The organism is Pigmentiphaga humi (genome assembly GCF_900606115.1).
GTDB lineage: Bacteria > Pseudomonadota > Gammaproteobacteria > Burkholderiales > Burkholderiaceae_B > Pigmentiphaga > Pigmentiphaga humi.
This window is the reverse complement of the sequence record NZ_UWPJ01000005.1, coordinates 511386-535913: the sequence shown is the minus strand read 5'-3', so window position 1 is coordinate 535913 and position 24528 is coordinate 511386. Positions and strand designations below refer to the sequence as shown.

At 67.2% G+C, this 24528-nt stretch carries 26 protein-coding genes and 1 pseudogene; 22 read left to right on the top strand and 5 right to left on the bottom strand.

Translation table 11 applies throughout. The features are described 5' to 3' along the window. A pseudogene (locus tag PIGHUM_RS02790) lies at positions 1 to 498 on the bottom strand (hypothetical protein); the annotation flags it as partial. A 60-nt stretch (positions 499 to 558) separates the two neighbouring features. Next, on the bottom strand, positions 559 to 2184 hold the full coding sequence (locus PIGHUM_RS02785) for a peptide chain release factor 3 (protein WP_124077707.1): 1626 nt from the start codon (positions 2182 to 2184) through the stop codon (positions 559 to 561). A 166-nt stretch (positions 2185 to 2350) separates the two neighbouring features. Between PIGHUM_RS02785 and PIGHUM_RS02780 the strand changes: the two genes are divergently transcribed. From PIGHUM_RS02780 to PIGHUM_RS02730, 11 genes are all read left to right on the top strand, one after another. After that, positions 2351 to 2755, top strand: coding sequence for an MbcA/ParS/Xre antitoxin family protein (locus PIGHUM_RS02780; RefSeq protein WP_124077706.1), 405 nt, complete (start codon positions 2351 to 2353; stop codon positions 2753 to 2755). Then, positions 2752 to 3462 (top strand): RES family NAD+ phosphorylase, encoded by a 711-nt coding sequence (locus PIGHUM_RS02775; RefSeq protein ID WP_124077705.1) that lies wholly within the window; start codon positions 2752 to 2754, stop codon positions 3460 to 3462. The genes PIGHUM_RS02780 and PIGHUM_RS02775 overlap by 4 nt, the downstream gene beginning before the upstream one ends. A gap of 194 nt (positions 3463 to 3656) precedes the next feature. Next, positions 3657 to 4823: an ABC transporter substrate-binding protein gene (locus PIGHUM_RS02770; protein WP_124077704.1), complete on the top strand. Its 1167-nt coding sequence runs from the start codon at positions 3657 to 3659 to the stop codon at positions 4821 to 4823. Between the two features lie 186 nt (positions 4824 to 5009). Continuing rightward, on the top strand, positions 5010 to 5870 hold the full coding sequence (locus PIGHUM_RS02765; protein ID WP_124077703.1) for a branched-chain amino acid ABC transporter permease: 861 nt from the start codon (positions 5010 to 5012) through the stop codon (positions 5868 to 5870). After that, a complete protein-coding gene (locus PIGHUM_RS02760) occupies positions 5867 to 6829 on the top strand; it encodes a branched-chain amino acid ABC transporter permease (protein WP_124077702.1) in 963 nt (320 codons plus the stop codon). Before PIGHUM_RS02765 ends, PIGHUM_RS02760 begins: the two co-directional genes overlap by 4 nt. Continuing rightward, positions 6826 to 7617: an ABC transporter ATP-binding protein gene (locus tag PIGHUM_RS02755; RefSeq protein ID WP_124077701.1), complete on the top strand. Its 792-nt coding sequence runs from the start codon at positions 6826 to 6828 to the stop codon at positions 7615 to 7617. Before PIGHUM_RS02760 ends, PIGHUM_RS02755 begins: the two co-directional genes overlap by 4 nt. Then, positions 7610 to 8329 (top strand): ABC transporter ATP-binding protein, encoded by a 720-nt coding sequence (locus tag PIGHUM_RS02750; RefSeq protein ID WP_124077700.1) that lies wholly within the window; start codon positions 7610 to 7612, stop codon positions 8327 to 8329. The genes PIGHUM_RS02755 and PIGHUM_RS02750 overlap by 8 nt, the downstream gene beginning before the upstream one ends. A 26-nt stretch (positions 8330 to 8355) precedes the next feature. Continuing rightward, positions 8356 to 9516, top strand: a complete 1161-nt coding sequence (locus tag PIGHUM_RS02745) for an ABC transporter substrate-binding protein (RefSeq protein ID WP_124077699.1) — start codon at positions 8356 to 8358, stop codon at positions 9514 to 9516. A 13-nt stretch (positions 9517 to 9529) separates the two neighbouring features. Then, complete coding sequence (locus PIGHUM_RS02740; protein ID WP_124077698.1) at positions 9530 to 10948, top strand: amidase; 1419 nt, start codon at positions 9530 to 9532, stop codon at positions 10946 to 10948. After that, positions 10941 to 11345 (top strand): RidA family protein, encoded by a 405-nt coding sequence (locus PIGHUM_RS02735; protein ID WP_124077697.1) that lies wholly within the window; start codon positions 10941 to 10943, stop codon positions 11343 to 11345. Before PIGHUM_RS02740 ends, PIGHUM_RS02735 begins: the two co-directional genes overlap by 8 nt. A 30-nt stretch (positions 11346 to 11375) precedes the next feature. After that, positions 11376 to 11888 carry a 3-hydroxyanthranilate 3,4-dioxygenase gene (locus PIGHUM_RS02730; RefSeq protein ID WP_246012873.1) on the top strand — a complete coding sequence of 171 codons (513 nt, stop codon included), beginning with the start codon at positions 11376 to 11378 and terminating at the stop codon, positions 11886 to 11888. 9 nt (positions 11889 to 11897) lie between these two features. Here PIGHUM_RS02730 and PIGHUM_RS02725 read toward each other — a convergent pair whose 3' ends face one another. Continuing rightward, positions 11898 to 12899, bottom strand: coding sequence for an alpha/beta hydrolase fold domain-containing protein (locus PIGHUM_RS02725; RefSeq protein ID WP_124077696.1), 1002 nt, complete (start codon positions 12897 to 12899; stop codon positions 11898 to 11900). Between the two features lie 10 nt (positions 12900 to 12909). After that, positions 12910 to 13344 carry a MarR family winged helix-turn-helix transcriptional regulator gene (locus tag PIGHUM_RS02720; protein WP_160142122.1) on the bottom strand — a complete coding sequence of 145 codons (435 nt, stop codon included), beginning with the start codon at positions 13342 to 13344 and terminating at the stop codon, positions 12910 to 12912. Between the two features lie 209 nt (positions 13345 to 13553). Here PIGHUM_RS02720 and PIGHUM_RS02715 point away from each other — a divergent pair, with 209 nt between their 5' ends. The 5 genes from PIGHUM_RS02715 to PIGHUM_RS02695 all read left to right on the top strand — a co-directional run bounded on the left by PIGHUM_RS02715 (position 13554) and on the right by PIGHUM_RS02695 (position 17920). Then, positions 13554 to 14342, top strand: coding sequence for an ABC transporter ATP-binding protein (locus PIGHUM_RS02715; protein WP_124077694.1), 789 nt, complete (start codon positions 13554 to 13556; stop codon positions 14340 to 14342). Next, positions 14339 to 15202 carry an ABC transporter permease gene (locus tag PIGHUM_RS02710; protein WP_124077693.1) on the top strand — a complete coding sequence of 288 codons (864 nt, stop codon included), beginning with the start codon at positions 14339 to 14341 and terminating at the stop codon, positions 15200 to 15202. The genes PIGHUM_RS02715 and PIGHUM_RS02710 overlap by 4 nt, the downstream gene beginning before the upstream one ends. 29 nt (positions 15203 to 15231) lie before the next feature. Further along, positions 15232 to 16431, top strand: coding sequence for an aromatic ring-hydroxylating oxygenase subunit alpha (locus PIGHUM_RS02705; RefSeq protein WP_124077692.1), 1200 nt, complete (start codon positions 15232 to 15234; stop codon positions 16429 to 16431). A 17-nt stretch (positions 16432 to 16448) separates the two neighbouring features. Continuing rightward, positions 16449 to 16796, top strand: a complete 348-nt coding sequence (locus tag PIGHUM_RS02700; RefSeq protein ID WP_124077691.1) for a hypothetical protein — start codon at positions 16449 to 16451, stop codon at positions 16794 to 16796. Positions 16797 to 16873: 77 nt separating this feature from the next. Beyond that, complete coding sequence (locus tag PIGHUM_RS02695) at positions 16874 to 17920, top strand: ABC transporter substrate-binding protein (protein ID WP_124077690.1); 1047 nt, start codon at positions 16874 to 16876, stop codon at positions 17918 to 17920. Positions 17921 to 17942: 22 nt separating this feature from the next. On the opposite strand, the gene PIGHUM_RS02690 is transcribed toward PIGHUM_RS02695, so the two are convergent. After that, complete coding sequence (locus tag PIGHUM_RS02690; RefSeq protein ID WP_222929195.1) at positions 17943 to 18689, bottom strand: IclR family transcriptional regulator; 747 nt, start codon at positions 18687 to 18689, stop codon at positions 17943 to 17945. A 247-nt stretch (positions 18690 to 18936) separates the two neighbouring features. Here PIGHUM_RS02690 and PIGHUM_RS02685 point away from each other — a divergent pair, with 247 nt between their 5' ends. The 6 genes from PIGHUM_RS02685 to PIGHUM_RS02660 are packed head-to-tail and all read left to right on the top strand — an operon-like array spanning position 18937 to position 24511. Next, a complete protein-coding gene (locus tag PIGHUM_RS02685; RefSeq protein ID WP_124077688.1) occupies positions 18937 to 19911 on the top strand; it encodes a Bug family tripartite tricarboxylate transporter substrate binding protein in 975 nt (324 codons plus the stop codon). A 20-nt stretch (positions 19912 to 19931) separates the two neighbouring features. Continuing rightward, entirely contained in the window at positions 19932 to 20570 is a 639-nt protein-coding gene (locus PIGHUM_RS02680; protein WP_124077687.1) for a flavin reductase family protein, read from the top strand. 28 nt (positions 20571 to 20598) lie between these two features. Beyond that, positions 20599 to 21354, top strand: coding sequence for a maleate cis-trans isomerase family protein (locus tag PIGHUM_RS02675; protein WP_281279040.1), 756 nt, complete (start codon positions 20599 to 20601; stop codon positions 21352 to 21354). Between the two features lie 13 nt (positions 21355 to 21367). Continuing rightward, a complete protein-coding gene (locus PIGHUM_RS02670; protein WP_124077686.1) occupies positions 21368 to 22021 on the top strand; it encodes an isochorismatase family protein in 654 nt (217 codons plus the stop codon). Continuing rightward, the gene (locus PIGHUM_RS02665) at positions 22012 to 23064 is read left to right on the top strand and encodes a 2,5-dihydroxypyridine 5,6-dioxygenase NicX family protein (RefSeq protein WP_124077685.1); all 1053 of its coding nucleotides are present in this window, start codon (positions 22012 to 22014) and stop codon (positions 23062 to 23064) included. The genes PIGHUM_RS02670 and PIGHUM_RS02665 overlap by 10 nt, the downstream gene beginning before the upstream one ends. A 40-nt stretch (positions 23065 to 23104) precedes the next feature. Further along, entirely contained in the window at positions 23105 to 24511 is a 1407-nt protein-coding gene (locus tag PIGHUM_RS02660) for an amidase family protein (protein WP_160142121.1), read from the top strand. Positions 24512 to 24528 lie beyond the last annotated feature (17 nt).

Here is a 24528-nt window from a genome sequence, read left to right as displayed (position 1 = left end):
CCCACGCCCCCCGCGCCCCCGAACGCCCGGCCCGGGAGGCCCGGCAGGGGGCTGGCGCCCGGCAGGGGTGCGCCCGGCGCCAACTGCCAGGGCCGCACCACGCCGGGCCGCGCGCGGGGCGGCGTGGCCGGGCGTGGGGACGCCGGGAGGTTCGGTGCCGGGGGCCCAGGCCTGCAGGTCGGGGGCGACGGTGGAGATCAGGGTATCGGGCTGCGGCTGGTCTGCCGCGGACACCATGGGAATGGCTTCGGTGGGCATGACCGGGCGGGCAGGCACGCCGCGCGAGCCGTCCGTGCGCGGCTGCGGAGGCTCGGGCAGGTAGTCCTGCTGGTCCGCCGCCGCGATCGGCGCTTCGCCGGGACGCCCCTGGACATTGGGCTCGGGCGCTTCGGCCGCGCGGTCCACCGGGGCGTGCCAGGACAGCCACATGCCGAACAGCGCGCCCACCAGAACGACCGTCACGACCACGGCCAGGCCCATCAAGATGCGGTTACGCATGTATATACCTCGTTCACGGAGGCCCGGACCGCCGGTCCGGGCGCATGCCTGGGCGGCCGATCAGGCGAAGGCCGAATCGCCCACCTTTTTCTGGAACACCTGTCCGCCGTGCTCGCGCAGGGCATGGAATTGCACGTTGGGATAGAGTTCCTGGGCCACGCGCAGCTGTGCCGACGAACCGATCAGGAAGGCCGGCGCCTCGACCACGTCGTAAGCGATGTGCTGCATGTTGGCGTCCATGAATTTCTTCAGGTCGCGCGGCTCGTCGGCGGTGATCCAGCGCGCCATCGAGTAGCGCGACGGCATCATCCGCGCGGTCACGCCGTATTCGGTCTTCAAGCGGTGCGCCACGACCTCGAACTGCAGCTGGCCGACGGCGCCCAGCAGCAGCGAGCCGCCCGCCACCGGCCTGAATACCTGGATCGCGCCTTCCTCGCCCAGCTGGGTCAGGCCGGTGCGCAGCTGCTTGGTGCGCAGCGGGTCGGCCACTTCGACGGCCTGGAACAGCTCGGGCGCGAAGAAGGGCAGGCCGGTGAACTGCAGGTTCTCGCCTTCGCTGAGCACGTCGCCCAGTTGCAGCACGCCGTGGTTGGGAATGCCGATGACGTCGCCGGCATAGGCTTCTTCCAGCAATTCGCGGCGCTGCGACAGGAACGACACCACGTTGTTGGGCCGGGTTTCCTTGCCGGTGCGGGCGACCTTCAGGCGCATGCCGCGTTCGAAGCGGCCGGAACAGACGCGCACGAAAGCCACCCGGTCGCGGTGGGCCGGGTCCATGTTGGCCTGCACCTTGAACACCACGCCGCTGAACTTGGGTTCGTCGGGCCGGACCTCGCGCTGCAGAGCGTGGCGCGGGCCGGGAGGCGGGGCCATGTCGACCAGCGCGTCCAGCACTTCCTGCACGCCGAAGTTGTTGATGGCCGAACCGAAGAACACCGGCGTCTGCCTGCCGGCCAGGAACTCGGCCTCGTCGAACGGCGGCGCGGCGCCTTCGATCAGGTCGATCTCGCCGCGGGCCTGGGTGAAGGCCGCGCCGAAGCGGTTGGCGATCTCGGGGTTGTCGAGGCCTTCGATGATTTCGTCGTGCTGGTCGCTCAGGCGGTCGCTGCCCGCCTTGAAGACGCGCATGCGGCCGCGCCGGATGTCGAACACGCCGCCGAAGCTCTTGCCCATGCCCACCGGCCACGCGAACGGCACGGCGTCCATGCCCAGGTGCGACTCGATCTCGGACAGGAGATCGAGCGGCTCGCGCACTTCGCGGTCCAGCTTGTTCACGAAGGTAATGATGGGGGTGTTGCGCGCGCGGCAGACCTGCAGCAGACGGATGGTCTGCGGCTCCACGCCGTTGGCGGCGTCGATCACCATCAGCGCGGCATCGACCGCCGTCAGCACGCGGTAGGTGTCTTCGGAGAAGTCCTGGTGGCCCGGCGTGTCGAGCAGGTTGATGACGGTATCGCGGTACTCGACCTGCATCACCGACGAGGCGACCGAGATGCCGCGCTGCTTCTCGATCTCCATCCAGTCGGACGAGGCATGGCGCGAGGCCTTGCGCGCCTTGACGCTGCCGGCGATCTGGATCGCGCCTGCGAACAGCAGCAGTTTTTCCGTCAGCGTGGTCTTGCCCGCGTCAGGGTGGGAAATGATGGCGAAAGTGCGTCGCCGGGCGACTTCGGTGGATATGCTCATGTTGCCGCAATTTTAACCCGGGCCTGCCATCGGGCCACATTATGTGCCATGTCCAGGCGTTACCGTGATCATCGACCGGCCAAGCAAAGTCCCGATCAAGACTTTATTTTGATATTTATCTCGAATGGCACTATGATGGCCAGGCATGCCTGAACAAGGAAAGCACATGGCCATTGCTGCTTCCAAGCCCACCGACCTCAACAGCCAGGCCGCTACCGACGCCGCCTTGCGCACCTTCCTGCGCATTGCCCAGGCCTGGCAGCTCGATAGCGACGAAACCGCCACGCTGCTGGGCGTGGCCCGCTCCACCCTGTTCCGCTGGAAAGACGGCCGCGCGCCCGCGCCGCTGCCGCGCGACACGCTCGAGCGGCTATCGCTGGTGTTCGGCATCTACAAGGCGCTGCAAGTGCTGCTGCCCGTGCCGGAACGGGCCGACGCCTGGCTGCGCAAGCCCAACGACGCGCCGCCCTTCGGCGGCCGTCCCGCGCTGGACCGCATGCTCAGCGGCATGACCAGCGACCTCTACGTCGTGCGCAGCTATCTCGACGCCCAGCGCGGAGGGTGGGCGTGACGCGACCGGCTGCGCAGCTTTCCGCGCCGCCCGTCTCGGACGTGCGCTGGACGCCCTGTCACCGCCTCGTCCCCAGCCGCTTTCCTCCGGCGGGCCTGTACGACCGCGTCGCCGATCCGGCCGACCTGGACGTGGTGTTCGCCATCGAGAATCTCACCAATCCCCGGGTGCGCGACGAAACCGGCAACCTGAGCCTGGTGCCGCCGCGCGACCGCATCTCCGGGCCCGGCACCACGCCCATCATGGCGGCCTTCACGCATCTGAACCCGGCCGGCAGCCGCTTCTCGGACGGCAGCTGGGGGGTCTATTACGCCGGCGAAAGCCTGGACACCGCCGTCGCCGAGACCATGTACCACCGCGCCGCTTTCCTGGCCGCCACCCGCGAGCCCGCCATCGAGATCGACATGCGCCACTACCTGGCCGATCTCGCCGCGCCCTTGCACGACCTGCGCGGCCGCCAGGCCGAATGGCCCGCGGTCTACGACCCCGCGAGCTACGCGGCCGGCCAGGACCTGGCCAGATGGCTGCGCCAGGCGGGCAGCGACGGCATCGCCTACGACAGCGTGCGCCGGCCGGGCGGCCAGTGCGCGGCCGTGTTCGTGCCGCGCGTGCTCGGCCGCTGCCGCCAGTCCCAGCACATCGCCTTCGTCTGGGACGGCTCGCGCATGACGGGGTGGTATTCCAAGTCAGCATTGCGCGCGGTTTGATATGCGGGTATTCGCCAACAAATCGATTATTGGCGCAATTTCGATTTTCGAATATGGTTACGCGTATCTTCCCGCGCTGATATCGTGACCATTCCGTAGCGCGGGGAGAGCGGCTCGCGGCCGCGCGCAGCACGGATTTCCCGCCGGCGTCCGCCTGGCGGGGCAGGACCTCATTCCTACCGGAGAACACGGCAATGAAAAGACGCATGTGGGGTTGTGTACTGGGAATGGCCTTGAGCGGGACGGCGCTGGCGCAGACGCCGCTCAAGATCGGTTTCGTGGGGGAGATGTCGGGCCAGCAGGCCGAGTACGGGCTGCAGATGAGCAACGGCGCCAAGCTGTTCCTGCAGGAGCACGGCAACGTCGTGGCCGGCCGCAAGATCGAACTGATCATCAAGGACGTGGGCGGCCCCAACCCCGAAGTGGCCAAGCGCCTCGCGCAGGAACTGATCACGCGCGACAAGGTGGAATTCCTGGCCGGCTTCGGCTTCACGCCCAACGCGCTGGCGGTCGCGCCGCTGTCCGCCGAGGCCAAGGTCCCGATGGTGGTGATGAACGCGGCCACCTCGTCCATCACCGAGCGCTCGCCCTACGTCGTGCGCACCTCCATGACCCTGCCGCAGAACGCCCACGCGATCGCCGACTGGGCGCTCAAGAACGGCGTCAAGACGGTCTACTCGCTGTACGCCGACTACGGCCCGGGCCAGGACGCCAACGCCCAGTTCCGCAAGACCTTCTCCGGCGGCGGCGGCAAGATCGTGGCCGAAGTGGCCGTGCCGCTGAAGAATCCGGAATTCGGCCCCTACATGCAGCGCATCAAGGACGCCAAGCCCGATGCCGCCTTCCTGTGGTTCCCCTCGGGCGAGCTGTCGGTGCTGATGCTGCGCGCCTACCGCGAACGCGGCCTGGAGCAGGCCGGCATCCGCGCGCTGGGCACGGGCGACGGTACCGACGACATGTTCCTGGACAGCATGGGCGACGTCGCGCTGGGCCTGATCACCTCGTTCCACTATTCGGCGGCGCACGATTCGGCCAAGAACAAGGCGTTCATCAAGGGCTACGAGTCCATGTACGGCACCTCCATCCGTCCCAACTTCATGGCGGTGGGCGGCTATGACGGCATGGCGCTGATCTACGAAACGATCAAGAAGCTGAACGGCAAGATCGACGGCGCCAAGGCGGTGGAAGCGATGAAGGGCATGAAGTGGGAAAGCCCGCGCGGCCCGATCATGATCGACCCCGAGACGCGCGACATCGTGCAGAACATCTACATCCGCAAGGTCGAGCGCCGCGGCAACCATCTGTACAACGTCGAGTTCTCGCATCTTTCCGACGTCAAGGATCCGGGCAAGGCCAAGTAGGCGCGGCCACCGCCGGATCGCCGTGGCGGCGGCGCGCGCCGCCGTCACGGGCATAAGCGTTTTAGCCGGCCGAAGAAGCATCTTTTTCTGTTCCTGCCGCAAGCCTGCGCCGACAATGTCGGCACGGACGGAGGATGCCGAAGGCCGCCGCATTCCTCTCTTGCACGTCAACTGCTGGAAGAACAGATGGGCATCGTAATCTTCGACGGCCTGGCCTACGGCATGCTGCTATTCCTCATCGGAGTCGGCTTGTCGATCACGATGGGCCTGATGAATTTCGTCAACCTCGCGCACGGCGCGTTCGCCATGGTCGGCGGCTACGTGGCCGCGCTGGCCATGAGCCATCTGCAGGTGCCGTTCGCGCTCAGCCTGCTGCTGGCCTTCCTGGCGGCGGCGGTGGTCGGCGCCCTGCTGGAGTTCGTGTTCTTCCGGCGGCTGTACCGCTCCCATCCGCTGGACCATGTGCTGCTGTCCATCGGCATCGTATTCGTCTTCGTGGCCGGCGCCACCTACATCTTCGGTCCGACCATGCAGCCGTTCACGCCGCCCGAGTCGCTGCGCGGCCAGGTGTCGCTGCTGGGCATGGAGGTCGGTGCCTACCGGCTGTTCCTGATCGTGGTGGGCTTCGCGGTGCTGGCGGCGCTGCTGCTGCTCATCAACAAGACGCGCTACGGCGCCATGGTGCGCGCGGCGGTGGACAACCAGCGCGTGGCCGCGGGACTGGGCGTGCGCGTGGACAGGCTGTTCTTCCTGACCTTTTCGTTCGGCTGCGGGCTGGCCGGCCTGGGCGGAGCGCTGGGGCTGGGCATGCTCGGACTGGATCCCTCGTTCGCGCTCAAGTACATGATTTATTTCCTGATCGTGGTCTGCGTGGGCGGCGCCGGCACCATCGTCGGCCCGTTCGTGGCCGCCGTGCTGGTGGGCATCGTCGACGTCGGCGGCAAGTACTACATGCCCGAACTGGGTGCCTTCCTGATCTACGTGTTCATGGTGGTGGTGCTGCTCGTCCGCCCCCACGGCCTGATCCCCAAGAAGGGGCTGGTATGACCAAGATGAATCTGAATCCGCGCCAGATCGTGGCGCTGGAAGTGGTGTTCTGGCTGGCGCTGGGGTCGACGTATTTCCTGCTGCCCGAGAAACTGGTGCTGATCTCGCAGATCATGATCACCGGGCTGTTCGCGATCTCGCTGGACATCGCGCTGGGCTATGCCGGCATCCTGACGGTGGGCCATGCGGCGTTCTTCGGCATCGGCGCCTACCTCGCGGGGCTGCTGGCCAAGTACGGCTGGGGCGAGCCGTTCTCGGGGCTGGTGCTGGCGCTGGCGGTCTGCGCGGTGCTGGGCTATCTGCTGAGCTACCTGATCGTGCGCGGCAGCGACCTGACCCGGCTGATGATCACCATTGGCGTGTGCGTGCTGTTCTTCGAATTGGCCAACCGGCTCACGCCCATCACGGGCGGCGCGGATGGCCTGCAGGGCGTGGACATGTGGCCCATCTTCGGGCAGTTCCGCTTCGACCTGTGGGGCAAGACAGCCTTCCTCTACACCTTCGGCATCGTGCTGCTGATGTTCCTGGCGGTGCGGCTGATGCTCAGATCGCCGTTCGGGCTGGTGCTGCGCGGCATCCACGACAACCGGCGGCGCATGCTCGCGATCGGCTCGCCGGTGGACGCGCGCCTGCGCCTGGCCTATTGCTTCTCGGCGGCCATCGCCGGGGTGGCCGGCGCGCTGCTGGCGCAGACCACGCAGTTCGTCGGCCTCGAGATGCTGAGCTTCAACCGCTCCGCCGAAGTGCTGATCATCCTGATCCTGGGCGGCACCGGCCGTCTGTACGGCGGCCTGATCGGCGCGCTGCTGTACATGACCATCCACGACTTCTTTTCCGATTTCGATCCCAAGTTCTGGATGTTCTGGATCGGCATCTTCTTGATCCTGGTGGTGATGGTGGGACGCGGCGGCGTGCTGGGCATGCTGTCCAGGGTATTCAAGGTCAGGGAGCAGCAATGAGCGCCACCTTGCAAGCCGGCCAGAACGCGGCGGCCCTTGCCACCCCCTCGCTGCGCACGAGCAAACTGACCAAGCGCTTCGGCGGCTTCGTCGCCGTCAACGACGTCACGCTGGACATCGCGCCCGGCTCGCGCCAGGCGCTGATCGGTCCCAACGGCGCGGGCAAGACCACGCTGATCAACCTGCTGACCGGCATCCTGCGGCCGACCGAAGGCAGGATCTACCTGGGCGACGAAGACATCACCGGCCTTTCCGCGGATGCGCGCGTGCACCGGGGGCTGGTGCGCACCTTCCAGATCAATTCGCTGTTCCCGCGCCTGACGCCGCACCAGGCGGCCTCGCTGGCGATCGCCGAACGCGACGGCCTGGGCAAGGTCTGGTGGCGCACCCTGCGCAGCTGCCCGCAGGTGGCCGACGAAGCCCACGCGCTGCTCGAGCAGTTCAGCCTGGGCCGCTATGCCAATACCGACACTTCCGAGCTGCCCTATGGCAAGCAGCGCCTGCTGGAAATCGTGCTGGCGCTGGCCGCCAAACCCCGCATCCTGCTGCTGGACGAGCCCGCGGCCGGCGTGCCGGAAGACGAAAGCGGCGAGCTGTTCGAAGTCATTTCGGCGCTGCCGCGCGAGATGACCGTGCTGTTCATCGAGCACGACATGGATCTGGTGTTCCGCTTCGCCCAGCGGATCTCGGTGCTGGTGGCCGGCGCCGTGCTGGTCGAGGGCACCCCCGCCGAAATCGCCGCCGATCCGCAGGTGCGGGCGGCCTACCTGGGGAACTCGCGTGTCTGATTTCCTGCAAATCGAGAACCTCACGGCCGGCTACCACGACGCGATCGTGCTGAACAACCTGTCGGTATCGATCGAGCGCGGCCAGAGCCTGGCCATCCTGGGCCGCAACGGCGTGGGCAAGACCACGCTGCTCGAAACCCTGATGGGCAACACCACGATCAAGCGCGGCGCCATCCGCTGGCTGGGCCAGGACATCACCCGGCTGCGTCCGGCCGAGCGCGCCCGCCGCGGCCTGGGCTGGGTGCCGCAAGAGCGCGAGGTGTTCGCCTCGCTGACCGTGCGCGAGAACCTGGAGGTCATCGCGCGCGGTTCGCACTGGACGCTGGAGCGCGTCTACAAGCTGTTCCCGCGCCTGCGCGAACGCGCCGGCAACTACGGCAACCAGCTCTCCGGCGGCGAGCAGCAGATGCTGGCCATCGGCCGCGCGCTGATGACCAATCCGCAGTTGCTGCTGCTGGACGAACCCATGGAAGGGCTGGCGCCCATCATCGTCGAAGAATTGTCCGAAGCGGTCAGGCACATGTGCGCCGAGGAAGGGCTGACCGCCATCATCGTCGAGCAGCACCCGGTATTGGCGCTGTCCATGTCGCAACACGCCATCGTGCTCGAGCGCGGCACGGTCACCTATGCCGGCAGCAGCGCCGAGCTCGCCGCCGACGGCGAACGGCTCAACCAGTTGCTGGGCGTCACCAACCGCGCCCTGGCTTCCTGAACCCCATAGCAAGGAAGGGTCTGATCATGAAAGTCATGCAATCGGGAATACGCGCGGCACTGGCGGCGGGCGCGCTGCTGGCGGCCGCGGGCGCGCAGGCGCAAGGCGTCGTCAAGGTCGGCGTCATCACCTCCATGTCCGGCCCCTTCGCCGAATTCGGCAAGCAGATGGAAACCGGCATCCAGCTCTACCAGAAAGAGCACGGCGACACCGTGGCCGGCAAGAAAGTAGTGGTCATCCTCAAGGACGACGGCGGCCCCAACCCCGAGTTGTCCAAGCGCCACGCCCAGGAGCTGGTCGTGCGCGAGAAGGTCGACGTGCTCGCCGGCTTCGTCTTTTCGCCCAACGCGCTCGCCGTGGCGCCCATCGCGACCGAGGCCAAGAAGCCCACGGTGATCATGAACGCGGCCGCAGGCGGCATCCCCGCGGCCTCGCCGTACATCGTCCGCACCGCGTTCTCGCTGCCCGCCATCGTCCCGCCGATTTCCCAGTGGATGATCAAGCAGGGCTACAAGACGGCCTATTCGGTGGTGGCCGACTATTCGCCCGGCCACGACGTGGAAGCCGCCTTCCTCGATTCGTACAAGAAGGCCGGCGGCAGCGTGGTGGGATCGGTGCGCACGCCCATCAACACCCTGGATTTCTCGCCCTACATGCAGAAGATCAAGGACACCGCGCCCAAGGCCATCTTCGCCTTCGTCAACGCCGCCGACGTGGCGCCCGCGTTCATGCGCGAGTACCAGACCCGGAAACTGGCGCAGGCGGGCACGGTGCTGATCGGCACCGGCGACATCACGGACGAGGCGGCCATCGACTCGATGGGCGACACCGCGCTCGGCGTGGTCACGGGCTATCCGTACTCGATGAACCACGACTCGCCGCTCAACAAGAAATACGTGGCGGCGTTCAAGGCGGCGCGCGGCCCGCAGGCCCGGCCCACCATCATGTCGGTGGCCGCCTACGACGGCATGGCGGTCATCTACGAAGCCTTGCGCAAGACCCAGGGCAAGGCCGACGGCGATGCGCTGCTCGCCGCCATGAAGGGCGTCAAGCTGGAGAGCCCGCGCGGCCCCATCGAGATCGATCCCGCCACGCGCGACGTCAAGCAGCGCCTCTACATGCGCAAGGTGGAGAAAGTCGACGGCAGGCTCGAGAACGTCGAGTTCGAGACCATCGAGCCCAAATAGCCGGAGTCCACCCATGTCGAACGCACCGGCCCACGCCTGGCTCGCGAAATCGGCGGTCGAGCTGCACGAGGCCTACCGCGGCCGCGCGCTGTCGCCGCTGGACCTGGCCGAGGCGCTGCTGGAGGCCGTCGCCACGGACGCCTACGGGCTCAACGCCTTCTGCATCGTGGACCGCGACGCGACCTTGCGCGGCGCCGAGGCCTCGGCCCGGCGCTGGCGCAGCGGCACGCCCATCGGCCCGCTGGACGGCATCCCCGTGTCCGTCAAGGACATGACCGACGTCGCCGGCTGGGTCTCGCGGCGCGGCTCCATGCTGACCGAGGGCGCCGGCCCGGCCGCGGCCGACGCGCCCAGCGTGGCGCTGCTGCGGCAGGGCGGGGCAGTGCTGTTCGGCAAGACCGCCACGGCCGAATTCGGCTGGCTGGCCGACTCCTATTCGGCCCATACCGGCATCACCCAGAACCCGCGCGCGCCCGGCCGCAGCGCCGGCGGCTCCAGCATGGGCGCGGCGGCCCACGTGGCGCAGGGCTGGGGGCCCATCGCGCTGGGCAGCGATGCCGGCGGCTCGATACGGATACCGGCATCGTATTGCGGCCTGGTCGGCCTCAAGCCGACCTACGGCGCGGTGCCTTCCGGCCCCACGCTGAGCGCCTTCTCCGAGTTCGCCCACCTGGGGCCGCTCACCCGCACGGTGGCCGACTGCCGGCTGGCCATGCAGGTCATGGGCCGGCCGCACGTGCACGATCCGCACTCTCTGTACAACCGCGACCAGGACCTCGCCCCGCGCCAGCTCACCATCGGCCTGATGGCCGACGCGGGCGCCGACACCGGACTGGACCCCGCGGTCGCCGCGGCCATCGAAGCGCTGGATGCCCGGCTCGCGCGCAAGGGGCATACGATACGGCGCATCCGGATGGACTGGGTCGCGCTGGCCGAGGACTTCTGGACCGTCTGGCAGACGCGCCTGTACGAATCCTTCGTCGACCTGGCGCCGGCGCAGATGGCGCGCCTGGATCCGCGGCTGCAACAGCTGTGCGCATGGGGCGCCGCCATCGACGGCCGCAGCCTGGGCCGCGCCCGCGCCAGGCTGCGCGGCGCCATAGCCGAACTGACGCTGCTCTTCGCCGACATCGACCTGCTGCTGAGCCCGGCCAGCCCCGCCGGCGCGCCCGAGGTCGGCGCGCTGTGCGCCGACACGCACCCGTTGTGCGACCGCATCCGCCAGACCTACAACTGGCAGCTCGCCAACCCCTATTCCTTCCCGTTCAACCTGACCCAGCAACCGGCGCTGTCGCTGCCCGCGCTGCAAGACGGCGCCGGCCTGCCGGTCGGATTGCAGATCGTCGGCCGCAAATACCGCGACGGCGACGTGCTCGATTTCGCGCAGATGCTGGAGTCCACCCGACTTCTGGAGGAGTCCGACCATGCCTAAGACCATCGTGCAATCCGCCAACGCCCCCGTCACCGGATTCACCGACAAGAGCACGCCCTCGCCGCTGGCCCAGGCCATCCGCGCCGGCGATTTCCTGTACGTCTCCGGCCAGGGTCCGCTCGATCCGGCCACCAAGGAAGTCGTCTCCGAGGACATTCGCGTACAGAGCCGGCGCACCCTGCAGAACCTGGTGGCGGTGCTGGAAGCGGGCGGCGCCACCCTCGCCAACGTCGTCAACATGCGCGTGTGCCTGCGCGACGTCGCGGACTTCCCCGCCTTCAACGAAGAGTTCCGCGAATTCATGGCCGGCGAGAAAGTCACCCGCACCTGCACCGGCGGCACCCCGCACCGCCCCGGCGTGCGCGTCGAGATCGACTGCGTCGCCTACCTGGGCTAGGGCCCGTCAACGCGCCAAGAGGAGCCCGCCATGATGTTCAAGATGCCCATCGTCGACCTCATGAAGGAGGGCGACAAGCTGGCCGAATCCGGCAAGCGCGTCAGCGTGCTGTGGCAGGAGCCCGAATCGCTGGTGTTCCTCGCGCGCGGCCGCGAGTACCGCAGCGAATTCCACATCAACCCCAGCGACGAAATGATGTACATGGTCAAGGGGCAGATGAACTTGCACTACCGCACCCCGGAAGGCAAGGAAGAGATCGCCGTACTGTCGCAAGGCTCGGTGATCTACACCCCCTCCGGCATCCCCCATTCGCCGCGCTTTCCGCCCGACGCCTACCTGCTGGTGCAGGAGCGCAAGCGCAAGCCTGAGGAAATCGACCGCTTCCAGTGGTTCTGCCCGAGCTGCGACGCATTCCTGCACGAGGAATCGTGCCACGTCGCCGACTACAAGGCCGATCCTGTGTCCAAGGCCTACCAGCGCTTCTTCGACAGCGAAGAGTTCCGCACGTGTAAATCGTGCGGGACGGTGATGCCCAAGCCGTAGCAGCCCCTCTTACCCTCTGGAAGGGCTATCCGGCGGCGCTTCTCCTTCGGCCTTCCCGGCAGGGCCGAGGGGAAGATGCTCACTCAGGAATGCCGCGATGTCGCCTACACATTCGGCGGCGCGTTCCACCGTGCGGCTGAAGCCGAAGAACAGGTGGGCCATACCCGCATATTCCTTGTAGCGATACGGGTGACCCGCGGCCTCCAGCTTGGCCGCCAAGGCGCGCGAGCTATCGCGCAGCACGTCGATCTCGGCGCTGGCCAGGAACAACGGGGGAAGCAGACTCATGTCGGCATCGACGCTGCGCATGCGCGGGTCGGCGCGCATCCAGGGTTCGGGTGCATAGGCGGCAAGCGTCGCCATGACCGAATCGCGGCTCAGCAGCATGGGATCGCCGCTGTACTCCCGCATCGATCCGGTCTCGCCATCGTCGTCGTAAACGCCCACCACCAAGGCGCCCGCCCGCAGGTACGCCGCGCCTTCCTTGCCGAGGTGGGTCGCCGCGCCCAGCGCCACGCTGGCTCCCGCCGACGAACCGCCGAACGCGATGCGCCGGCCGTCCACGCCCAGCGATGCGCCATGCTCCGCCAGATAGCGGTAAATCGCCGCGCACTCTTCCACCGCGCGCGGAAACACGTATTCGGGCACGTGGGCATAGTCGGCGCTGACGACCACGCCTCCCCAGGCCGCGGCAAGCTCCCTCATCTGCCTATCGTTGGAATGCGGATTGCCGATGCGAAATCCGCCGCCATGCAGATAGACATAGACGGGCTGCGGCGTCCGGGCGGCTACGGGCCGGTACACCACCGCCGGAATGGCCCGGAACGGCCCGGGTATCTCGCACTCGTCCACCGCGGCCATGGCCGGGCCGCCTTCATTCCACCAGCGGCGCGCCTCGGCGGCACGCCGGCGGGCTTCTTCGATGCCCTTGGGGGCGGGACCAAGCGCTGCCTGGAGTTCATCGGCACGCCGATAGGCGGCCACGAGTTGCGGGTCGAGCGAATGCGGCATGACGACTCCTTCAATCGGAGGAAGCGGATCCGGTGATGTTGGCGCAGACCTTGCCCAGCAGCCGGGTCAGCGTGTGCCGTTCTTCGGCGGTGAAATCCTTGAATACGGTCTGCTCGGTGTCTTCGCGGATGCGCGGGAGAATCTTGTGTTCCAGATCGCGCGCCTTTTGCGTCAGCCAGACACGTATGCGGCGGCGGTCGCCGGACTCCCGTTCGACGCGCGCCAGGCCGAGCTCTTCCATGGTCCGGATGGCCGACACGGCGTTGGGCTGCAGCATGCCCGCCCGCCGGGTGAGGTCTTTCTGCGAGAGACCGTCGTCGTCCCACAAGATCCGCAGGAAATACCACACGCTGAAAGGCACGCCGAACTCCGCGAGATGTCCCGTGAAATTGCGGCGCCAGCCATGTACCGCGATCCGCATGAGCAGGATCGCGCTTTCTTCCACCGGATATTCGGAATGTGCGCCGTGCCCGGCTTCGGGAGGTGCCGGCGGCGCGCTGTCTTTCCGCCTGGAAGCGGCGCGCGAACGCGGCGCAGGTGCTTTCTGAGCTTGGGCCATGGGATGGGTGGACCTCGTTCTGATGGTTCTTGACACTGCCAACGAGCCTCATTATAGTCCGCAAAAACATATAAATATATATATCTAGGAGACACATGGACATCGGCATCAAACTCGACATCCGTGGCCTGTCGAAGTCCTTCCGCCTGGACAAGGGCCGGCAAGTGACTGCGTTGCAGCACATCGACCTGTCGATCGCAGACGGCGAATTCGTCTGTGTAATCGGCGCCAGCGGCTGCGGCAAGACCACGCTATTGCGCATCATCGGCGGCTTCGAGCAAGCCGATGCCGGCCACGTCGACATCGACGCAACCGGCGGCGACCTGATCACCTCCACCGTATTCCAGGAAGACTCCATCTTTCCCTGGCTGACGGCGGAGGAGAACGTCGAATACGGGTTGCGCATACGCGGCGTGGCGCCGGCCGAGCGGCGCGCCACGGTCGACTATTTCATCGAAAAGGTCGGACTCGGGGCCTTCCGCCGCGCCTACCCGACGCAGCTATCCGGAGGCATGCGGCAGCGTGTGAGCGTGGCTCGCGCATTTGCCAACAGGCCGGAAGTGCTGCTGATGGACGAACCCTTCGGCGCGCTCGACGAGCAAACCCGGCTGGTCCTGCAGGACGAGATCCTGCGCCTGTGGTCGGTGCACCGCCGCACGGTCATATTCGTCACCCACAGCCTGGACGAGGCCATCGCGCTGTCGGACCGCGTGGTAGTGCTCAGCGCCCGGCCCGGCCGCATCCGCGAAATCGTGCCCATCGATATCCCGCGCCCGCGCAACGTGGCCCAGCTGCGCAGCCATCCTCGCTACGGCGCCTTGTATGAAAAACTGTGGAACCTGATACAGGGCGACGTAGTGGCCGCCGCGGGAGCCGCAACATGAGCGCCGTGCGTCCGCATCTCAAGCCGGTCGATACCACCGGCGGCGTCGAGACATGCCGCCTGGTCATCCGGCGGGGCGGCACCGGCGCCCGCCGGCAGTGGACGGCCCGCGCGCAGCATCTGTTGCGCGTCGTTTCGCCCTTCCTGTTATTGGCATTGTGGGAAATCCTGTCGCAAGCGGGCGGGCTGGATCGCCGGTTCTTTCCGCCTCCGTCGGAGATCGCGGGTTCCGCTGCGCAACTGGTGCACAACGGAACCCTGGGCGAGGCGATTGCCGCCAGCATGCGCAGGCTGGCGCTGGGTTACGCCATCGGCGCGGCCTTCGGCGTGGTCGTCGGCCTTGCGCTGGGCATCTCCCGCTGGTTCCGCGCCCTGGTCGAACCCTGGCTGTTGATTACCTATCCCGTGCCCAAGCTCGCGGTCTACCCGTTGCTGGTGCTGCTGGTGGGACTGGGCGAAGCGCCCATCATCATCCTGCTCGCCATCACGGTGTTCTACATCGTGGCGATCAACGCGCTTGCCGGGGTGCTCTCGATCAAGCCGGTCATCCTCGACGTCGGCCGCGACTGCAACGCCTCGTTCCTGCAATCGGTGCGCACCATCGCGCTGCCGGCTTCGATGCCGCACATCATGACAGGGCTCGAAGTCTCGCTCGGCCTCGCCTGCGTCGTGCTGGTGGCCGCCGAATTCGTCGGCGCCAAGAGCGGGCTCGGCTACATGATCTGGTCGAGCTGGCAATTGTTCGACGTTTCCCCCATGTACGTCGCCATTACCACGGTCAGCGTGCTCGGGTATCTGTGCGTACTGGGATTGCGGCTGATCGGCCGCCTGCTGATGCCCTGGCACAAAGGGCAGCGCTGATTTCCGGCATTACATTCAAGAGGAAAGCGATGGAATCCGTTCAAACCAGCCTGCATGGCCGGACAGCCGGCCTGCAGGCGCGCATCGACCTCGCGGCGATGCTGAGCCAGGAACATTTCGAACAAGAGCGGGAGAAAATCTTCCGCCGCGCCTGGCTGCCGCTGTGCCATACCGACGACGTTCCCACCCCGGGCAGCTACTACGTACAAGACGTTCCGACCTTCAACACGTCGCTGATCGTCATCCGCGGCAACGACAACCGGGTGCGCGTATTCCACAATGCCTGCACGCACCGCGGCAACAAGCTGCTGCCCGAGGGCCTGGGCAGCAGCCGCACCCTGACCTGCGGGTTCCATGGCTGGGTCTTCTCGCCCGAAGGCGCGTTGCGGCACATTACCGACGAGCACCAGTTCGAAGGCGTGGACAAGGAGAACTACGGCCTCGTCCCCGTGACGTCCGAAGTCTGGGAGAACTTCGTATTCGTCAACTTCGACGACCGGCCGCGCGAATCGCTGCAGGACTGGCTGGGGCCGGAGTTCTATGCCCGCTACGACAACGGCTATTTCGACCGGCACGAGAACATCTCCACCTACAGCTTCATCATCGACGCCAACTGGCACCTCGGCGTCAACGCCTTCACCGAGGGCTATCACACGCTCTATCTCCACCGCCGCACGGCGCGGGACTACCAGGGCGGAAAAATCAATCCGCAGCGCCATCGCCCCCATATGGAACTGATGCGGCGGCACACCCGGTATTCGGCGCCGGCCAATCCCGATCACCACGTGCTGCCCATGGAAGCCGTGGCCATCAAGCACGGGCGCAAACTGCTGCCCTCCTTCGACTTCGACTATTCGCTCCTGCCGCCGGGCGTCAACCCCAGCCGCTACGAATACTGGGCTTTCGACGTGCTCGAATGGTTCCCGAATTTCGTGTTCCTGACGGGCAATCACGGCCGCAACGAAGTCACGTTCTGGCCCATCAGCGCCGACCGCACGCTGGTCGTCAACCGTACCTATGCCTACAAGACCCGCAATCTGGGCGAAAGGCTGAGCCGCGATTATTTCCGCGCGCGCGGACGCGACGTCATACGGGAGGATCTCAGCACCCTGGAAGTGCAGCACCAGATGCTCAAGGCGAACGTGCTTCCGCACGTCGTGCTGTCGCGCCAGGAAATGGCGCTCAGGCACCATTTCTCGGTAGCCGCCAACATGCTTGCGGCCGATTGACGCGCACGGAGAATGAAATGAACGACACCAGCCTGCCCGCGCCCTTTGCCGATCTCGAACCCTATGTCGCGCAATGGGCCATGCCCGACGAGAAAACCCGCGCCATCAAGCGCCTGTCGAGCGACATGGAAACGCTCAAGCGCTTCCATGCGGCGACTGCTCCGCGCATCGAAGAAATCATCTGCTTCCTGAATGCCTACCCCAATACGCCCCATGACCTTCCTCCCGAGGTTGGACGCCTGTTCCGCCTGGCTCAGATGATCATGGAAGCCTCGGCTCCCATCGACCTGCAATGGGATTCACCCAATATGGAAGACGTCTTTCCCTACGAGCGCATGCGCTTCCACGCCGTCAGCGGCTCCTGACCGCTCTTCGTTCCGATTTGCCTTTGCCGTCAGTCCTTCACCCGGCCCGCGGGCCGTCTTCGACGAGGTAGCAGCAGATGAACATCTCACGCATCGTATCGGCCTGCGCGGCCGCCTGTATTCTATGCGTCGCCACGCTGGCGCCGGGAATGAACCGAACCGCCCTGGCGGCCGACGGCCAGCCGGCCAAGGTCTCCATGGCCATCCTGTATCTCACGGCCGACACCGGCGTCTTCCTGGCAATAGAGCGCGGCTACTTCGCGCAGCAAGGCGTCGACGTCGAATTGAGCCGCATCACCAGTTCGGCCGATGCCATCTCGCTGCTGGCCACCAACCGGCTGGACGTGGGCAGCGGCTCGGCCACGCCGGGGCTGTTCAATGCCTTCCGCCGGGGCGTACCGGTGCAGATCGTGTCCGACAAGTCGAGCCAGCTGCCTCCGGGCACCGACACGGGGGGCCTGCTGGTGCGCAAAGACCTGATGGACAGCGGCGCGGTGAAATCGGTAGGCGGCCTCAAGGGCAAGCGCATCGCGGTCAACAACATCCAATCCATGTCGCTGAACCATCTCGCGCGCGCGCTGGCGCTCGAAGGTCTGACCAAAGACGACGTGACCCTGGTGGAACTGCCTTTCAACCAGTTCATTCCAGCGATGCAAAAAAAGGCCATCGACGGCGTGCTGGCCTTCGCGCCGCTCTACGCCGCGATGATCAAGATGCAGGTCGCCAGCCCGCTTCCCGAAGCCAGCCTCGCGCGGATCGCCGCGGGCGACAACTTCAACATCATGCTGTTCTCGCAAGGCTTCGCCAAGACCGATGCCGCCAAGCGCTTCATGGTCGCCTACCTGCAGGGACAACGCGATCTGCAGCGCGCCATAGACGGCAAGGCGGACATTCGCGACGTCTGCAAGGTCATCAACAAATACATACCGGCCATGGCGGCCGACTGTGCGGGCATGTCGTTCACCGGCATCGACCCCAATGGCGGTGTCAATCTCGCCTCGCTCGAGCGCTTCCAGAAGGAATGGCTGCAATGGGGAATCATGACCGACGCCGCCGATATCGCCGGACATGTGAATCTGGAATTCTCCAGGCACGCGCTCGCCGTGCTGGGCCCCTACCGATAGGCGTGGGCGGCCTCCACAGACACTACTGCGCCTTGAGGCCCCGGCGGATCTGGCCGGCGAGCTCGACCAGGCGCGGGCCGATGCGCTCGACCAGCTGCCGGCGATCGAGCGCGTAGGCGCCGCCGCCCAGGGTCAAGGCCATGGGCGGATTGCCGTCGTTCAGTTCCAGCGGCACGCCGACGGCGTTGATTTCCTTTTCCCAGTCGCCGAGCGATAGCGTGAAGCCCAGGGTCTCGTAGTCTTTGAGGCCGTCCTGGACGCCCTGGCGGATCCGCGGCCATTGCGTGCCGTAGCGGGCTTTCTCGGCCGCCAGCAGGGTTTCGCGCTCATGGCGCTCCATGACGGCGATCAGCGCGCGGCCCATGGCGGTGGTGGCCAGCGGCGTGCGCGAACCCGATTGCACGCTCATGATGAGCGCACCCGAACCGCGCGTGTGCTCGAGATAGACGGCGTCGGCCTCGTCCCGGTAGCCCAGCGCGCAGCACAGGTTCAATTCGTTGGAGACCTGTTCCATCAGGGGCTTGGCGACCTGGCGGATGAAGGAGCCGGCCATGGCCCAGTAGCCCAGCGCGAGCGAGGAAGTGCCCAGCTCGTAGCGCCCCGTCTGCGGCGAACACGAGAGATAGCCGAGCCGCGTCAGGGTGTAGGTCAGGCGGGAGACGGTGGGCTTGGTCAGGCCGGTGCGTTCGGCCAGTTCCTGGTTGCCGAGCGAAGCGTCGCCCAGGGTGAAGGCCTTGAGGATGTTCAGCCCGCGGGCGAGCGCGGTCACGAATTGCCGGCCGGGATCCTCGTCGGCATCCGGCTCGGCCAAAGGCAACCGATTGATGGCCCTAGTAGATTGGGAAGTTCCTCTCATCCGCCCTGCTCGCAACTGCATTGACACTGGCAAAACTTGTTAGGTAGGATACCTCAAATATTTGCGAAACTTAGTTTCGCATTGCGAACGTTCTATTTGTCGTACATGCCCACAGCGGGAGAAAGCTGGGGGCACCCATACCAACCAGCAAGGACCGAGCATGAACGTCAAAGCAGTATTGAAAGTAGCCGTCGGCGCAGCCGCCCTGGCCCTGAGCCTGGGCGCCCGGGCGGAATGGCCGGAAAAGCCCATCACCCTGGTGGTGCCCTGGCCCCCCGGTGGCGGGGTGGATGCCGCGGCCCGCCTGGCCGGTCCGATGCTGGCCAAGCAGCTCGGCCAGCAGGTCGTGGTCGTGAACCGGCCCGGCGCCACGGGCGCGATCGGCGCCGAGTCGGTGGCCAAGGCCGAGCCGGACGGCTATACCCTGCTGTGGAGCTCGCTCACCAGCCATGGCGCCTACTCGGCCCTGTACGGCGACAAGGTGCCGTACGACCTGGAGAAGAACTTTACCCCGATCTCGGTGTTCGGCAGCATTCCGTTCGTCATCGTGGTCAATCCCAACGTCAAGGCCAACTCGGTCCAGGAACTCGTCGCGCTGGCCAAGGCCAAGCCCGGCGCGCTGACCTACGCGTCCAGCGGCAACGGCTCGGTGCAGCACCTGGCCGGCGAGATGTTCAAGCGCACCGCGGGAGTCGATCTGCTGCACGTGCCGTACAAGGGCATCGCCCCGTCGCTGCTGGATCTGGTCGGCGGCCAGGTCGACATGAGCATCGAGAGCCTGGCGGCGACGCTGCCCCACATCCGCAACCAGAAACTGCGCGTACTGGCCGTGGCCTCGAAGGAACGCACCTCGCTGCTGCCCGGCGTGCCCACCGCCGCCGAGGCCGGCCTGAAGGACTACGAGGTCAGCGCCAAGCTGTTCGCGCTCGCGCCGGCCGGCACGCCCGCCCCGGTCATCGACAAGCTGGACCGCGCCTTCAAGCAGGTATTCTCGGACAAAGCCCTGCAAGAGCCCCTGCTGGCGCAGTCCATCGTCACCCGCTACGCGTCGCCCGCCGAGTCGGCCGCCGTCATCCGCGACGAGCTGACCTCCTTCAGGACGGTCATCCGCGCGGCCAACATCCGGCCCGAGTAAGGCGCCCCAAGGTCCGCGGCATGGCCGACAAAATCCGATTCATCCCGGACCAGACGGATCCCGCGCGGCTCTACAAACTGGTCGCGGGCCTGGTGGTCCCGCGGCCCATCGCGCTGACCTCGACGGTCGATGCGCAGGGCCGCGCCAACCTGGCCCCCTTCAGCTGGTTCAACGCCATCGCCGCCGACACGCCGCACCTGTGCCTGTCCATCGGCGAGCACCCGGGCGGCCGGACCAAGGACACGCTCGCCAACATCCTGTCCACCGGCGAGTTCGTGATCAACGCCGTAGGCGAATCCATCGCGACCCGCATGGATGCCTGCGCGCGCGAATACCCGCCGGATGTCGACGAGTTCGCGGCAACCGGCCTCACCCCCGTGCCCGCGAGCCTGGTGCGGCCGCCCTGCGTGGCCGAGTCCAGCGCCTGGTTCGAATGCCGGCTGGTGCAGGCCTTGCCGCTGCCGCGCAGCAGCTACACCCTGGTGATCGGCGAAGCCGTGGCCATCCACGTCGATGCCGGCGCCATCGACGCACGCGGCCGCATCGACATGGCGGCGCTGCGCAATATAGGCAGGCTGGCCGGCAATGCGTACTGCCGCCTGGACCAGCCCTTTTCCCTCGAACACGATTCATTCAACCGCTATGGTCCGCACCCGTGAGTGCGGACTTCCCCACGGAAGCAAGTCTATGAGCAAGCCGGTCTACCGCATCGGACAAATCGTCCCCAGTTCCAACACGACCATGGAAACCGAAGTGCCCGCCATGTTCCGGGCGCGCGAATCCATCGCTCCCGAACGCTTCACCTTCCATTCCAGCAGGATGCGGATGATGAAGGTCAACAAAGAGGAGCTGGCGGCGATGGATGCGCAGGCCGACCGCTGCGCCGCCGAACTGAGCGATGCGGCGGTGGACGTGATCGGCTACGCCTGCCTGGTCGCCATCATGTCCATGGGCCGGGGCTATCATCGGGTTTCGGAAGAGAAGCTGACCCGCATCGCCGCCCTCGGCCATCCCGCGACGCAGGTGGTCACCAGCGCCGGCGCGCTGCTCAACGGCATCCAGGCGCTGGGCGCGCGCAAGGTTTCCATCGTGACGCCTTACATGAAGCCGCTGACCGGCCTGGTGGTGGACTACATCGAGTCCGAGGGCATCGAAGTGGTCGATGCGATCTCGCTGGAGATCGACGACAACCGCGCGGTCGGCAACCGCGATCCGCTCGCGCTGGTGGAGATCGCCGACCGGCTCAATATTGCCAACGCCGATGCCGTCGTGCTGTCGGCGTGCGTGCAGATGCCCTCGCTGGCGGCGGTGCCGGTGGTCGAGGCGCGCCGCGGCGTGCCGGTGCTGTCGGCCGCCGTGGCGACCACCTACACCATGCTGCAGCGCCTGGCGCTGCCGCGCCGGGTGCCCGACGCCGGCAGCCTGCTCGGCGGCGCATACTGAGCGAGGAGGCAGCATGCATCGAGCAAGCAGCGACGCCCGGCAGATCTACCAGAAGCAGGGCCTGGGCGCGTGCAGCGGGTGGGGCCGCGCGCCGGCGCTGGTGATCGTGGATTTCGTCAATGGCTTCAACGATCCGGCCGTGCTGGGCGGCGGCAATATCCCGCAGGCCGTCGCCGCCACGGCCACGCTGCTGGCGGCGGCCCGGCACGCCGGCCTGCCGGTCGCGTTCACGCGCATCGTCTACGCCCCGGGCGCGGACAGCGTGTTCTGCATGAAGATCCCCGCGCTCGCCGCGCTGCATGAAGACAATCCGCACAGCCACATCGTGCCCGAGCTGGAAGTCCTGCCCGGGGACTTCATCGTGCGCAAGACCCAGCCTTCGGCCTTTTTCGGGACCGACCTCGCCGGCTGGCTGGTCCGCCGGGGCGCCGACACCGTGCTGGTGGCGGGCGCCACCACCAGCGGCTGCGTGCGCGCCACCGTCGTCGACGCGATGAGCTACAACTTCCGTCCGGTGGTCGTGGCCGACTGCGTCGGCGACCGCGCACTGGCGCCGCACGATGCCAGCCTGTTCGACATGGCCCAGAAATACGGCGAAGTCGAATCGCTGGCCGATACCCTCGCCGTTTTGGCCCAACGTACCCCCGCGGAGGCCGCATGCCCCTGAGCCCTACACAATTGACCGGATGCTGGACCGAGGTGCTGACGCTGTCCCGGCTGTCGGCCGGCGAGAACGTCCTGATCCTCACCTCGCAGAACTCCGACCCGCGCACCGTGGACGCCGCGTCGCGCGCCGCCACGGCGCTCGGCGCGCGGGTCGTGCGGCTGGAGATCGCGCCGAACTGGGACACTTGCGAAGTCGGCAGCGATCCCACCGTGGTCTGCGGCGCCTCGCCCATCGATGACGACCCGATGGCGCTGGCGGCGATGAAGGCCGCCGATCTGGTGATCGACACCGTTTTCCTGCTGTTTACCCCCGGCCAGAAGGCGGTGCTGGAATCGGGCACGCGCATGCTGCTGGCCTATGAACCGGCCGAGATCCTGGCGCGCGTCATTCCCACCGAACAGGACCGCAGCCGGGTGCTGGCCGCCCGCGACACCTATGCCCGCGGCAGCCGGATCCGGGTCCGCTCGGCCGCAGGCACCGACCTGACCGCCTCGATCGGCCGCTACCCGATCACGGCCGAATACGGCTACGTGGACGCCCCCGGCCGCTGGGACCACTGGCCCAGCGGCTTCGTGGCCAGGCTGCCCGACGACGACTCGGCGGCCGGCGTGGTGGTGCTCGCGCCGGGCGACATCATCCTGCCCTTCAAGACCTACGTGCAGACGCCGATCCGGCTGGAAATCGAGGCCGGGCGCATTGTCCGCATCTCGGGCGGCCTGGACGCCGAATTCCTGGAGTCCTACCTGCAGGGCTTCAACGATGCCGACGCCTACGCCATTTCCCACCTGGGCTGGGGCCTGCAGCCCAAGGCGCGGTGGACCTCGCTCGGGCTGTACGACAAGGCCGCCACCATAGGCATGGAGGCGCGCGCGTTCTACGGCAACTTCCTGTTCTCGACCGGTCCGGGCGGCGGTCGCCACACCAAGGCGCACCTGGACATCCCCATGCGCAAGTGCTCGTTCTACGTCGACGACGAGCCCATGGTGCTGGAAGGCGACGTCATCCCCGATGCGCAGCGCGTCCCCGGCGCGGCGCCGCAGTGAGCATGCTTTCTTTTCTCCTCTTCATGCATCGAGAACCCGTATGCCAGACTCTTCCTTCCTGACCTTGCCCGGCGTGCGGGACTTGTACGCGCGCAAGGCGCTGTCCCCCGTCGAGCTGCTGGATGCGCAACTCGCCCGCATCGACGCGCTGGATCCGCAAATCAATGCCTTCACGGTGCGCGATACCGAACGCGCGCGCCAGGCCGCCCGCGACAGCGAGGCGCGCTGGATGCGCGGCGAAGCGCTGGGCCCGCTGGACGGCATGCCCTTCGTGGCCAAGGACAACCTGATGGTGGCCGGGCTGCCGCACCGGCGCGGCTCGCGCGCCATGCCGGACACGCCCATGACCGAAACCGCGCCGGCCGTGCTGCGCTGCCAGGAAGCCGGCGCGGTCCTGCTCGGGCTGACGACCATGCCCGAACTGGGCGCCGGACCGGTCACCATCAGCCCGCTCACCGGCATCACCCGCAACCCCTGGGATACCTCCAAGCAGGCCGGCGGATCGTCGGGCGGCAGCGCCGCGTCGGTGGCGGCGGGCTTCTGCCCGTTCGCGCTGGGCACGGATGCCGGCGGCTCGCTGCGCATCCCGGCGGCGCTGACCGGCGTGGTCGGCTTCAAGCCCACCGGCGCGCTGGTGCCCATGTACCCGCCCAACGTCGCCGGCGGCCTGTCCTGCGTCGGCCCCCTGGCCCGCGGCGTGCGCGACGCGGTCACCGTGCTCGACGTCATCATGCAGCGCGATGCGCGCGATGCCATGGCCCTGCCATGGCGCCCCGACGGCTTCACGGACGGCCTGGACCAGGGCATGGCCGGACGCCGCATCGCCATGAGCCTGACCTTGGGCTATGCGCCACAGGTGGACCCCGAGATCGAGCGTGCCTTCCGCCGCGTGGCGGAGCTGCTCACCGGCATGGGCGCCGTTGTCGAGGAGGCCGATCCGGACATCGCCAATCCCATCGACGACTACCTGGTGCTGCTGCAATCCGGTTACCGCTATGCGCTGCAGAATCTGCCGGCCGAGCGGCGCGCGCTGCTGTCGCCGGGCATGACGGAGATCCTGGAAGACGCGCGCGGCGTCACGCTGGAGGCCTACATGGCGGCGCAGGCGCGCTGCCAGGATCTGGCGCGGCGCCTGCTGGACTTCCACCAGCGCTTCGACCTGCTGCTTACCCCCACGGTCGCCGCGCCGGCATTCGCCGCCGACCGCAGCTATCCCGAGGCTTTCGAAGCCTATCCCAACCGCCGCGCCTGGACGCCGTACACCTCGCTGTTCAACCTGACCCAGCAGCCGGCCATCAGCCTGCCCATGGGCTTGTCGGAAGCCGGCCTGCCGCTGGGGCTGCACATCGCCGCGCCGCGCGGCCATGACGCGCTGGTGCTGCAGGCGGCCTGCGCGCTGGAAGCGCAGTTGGGCTTCACCGCGCGCCCGTCCGTCGCCGCGCGCTGAACGGATAGAAAAAGCCC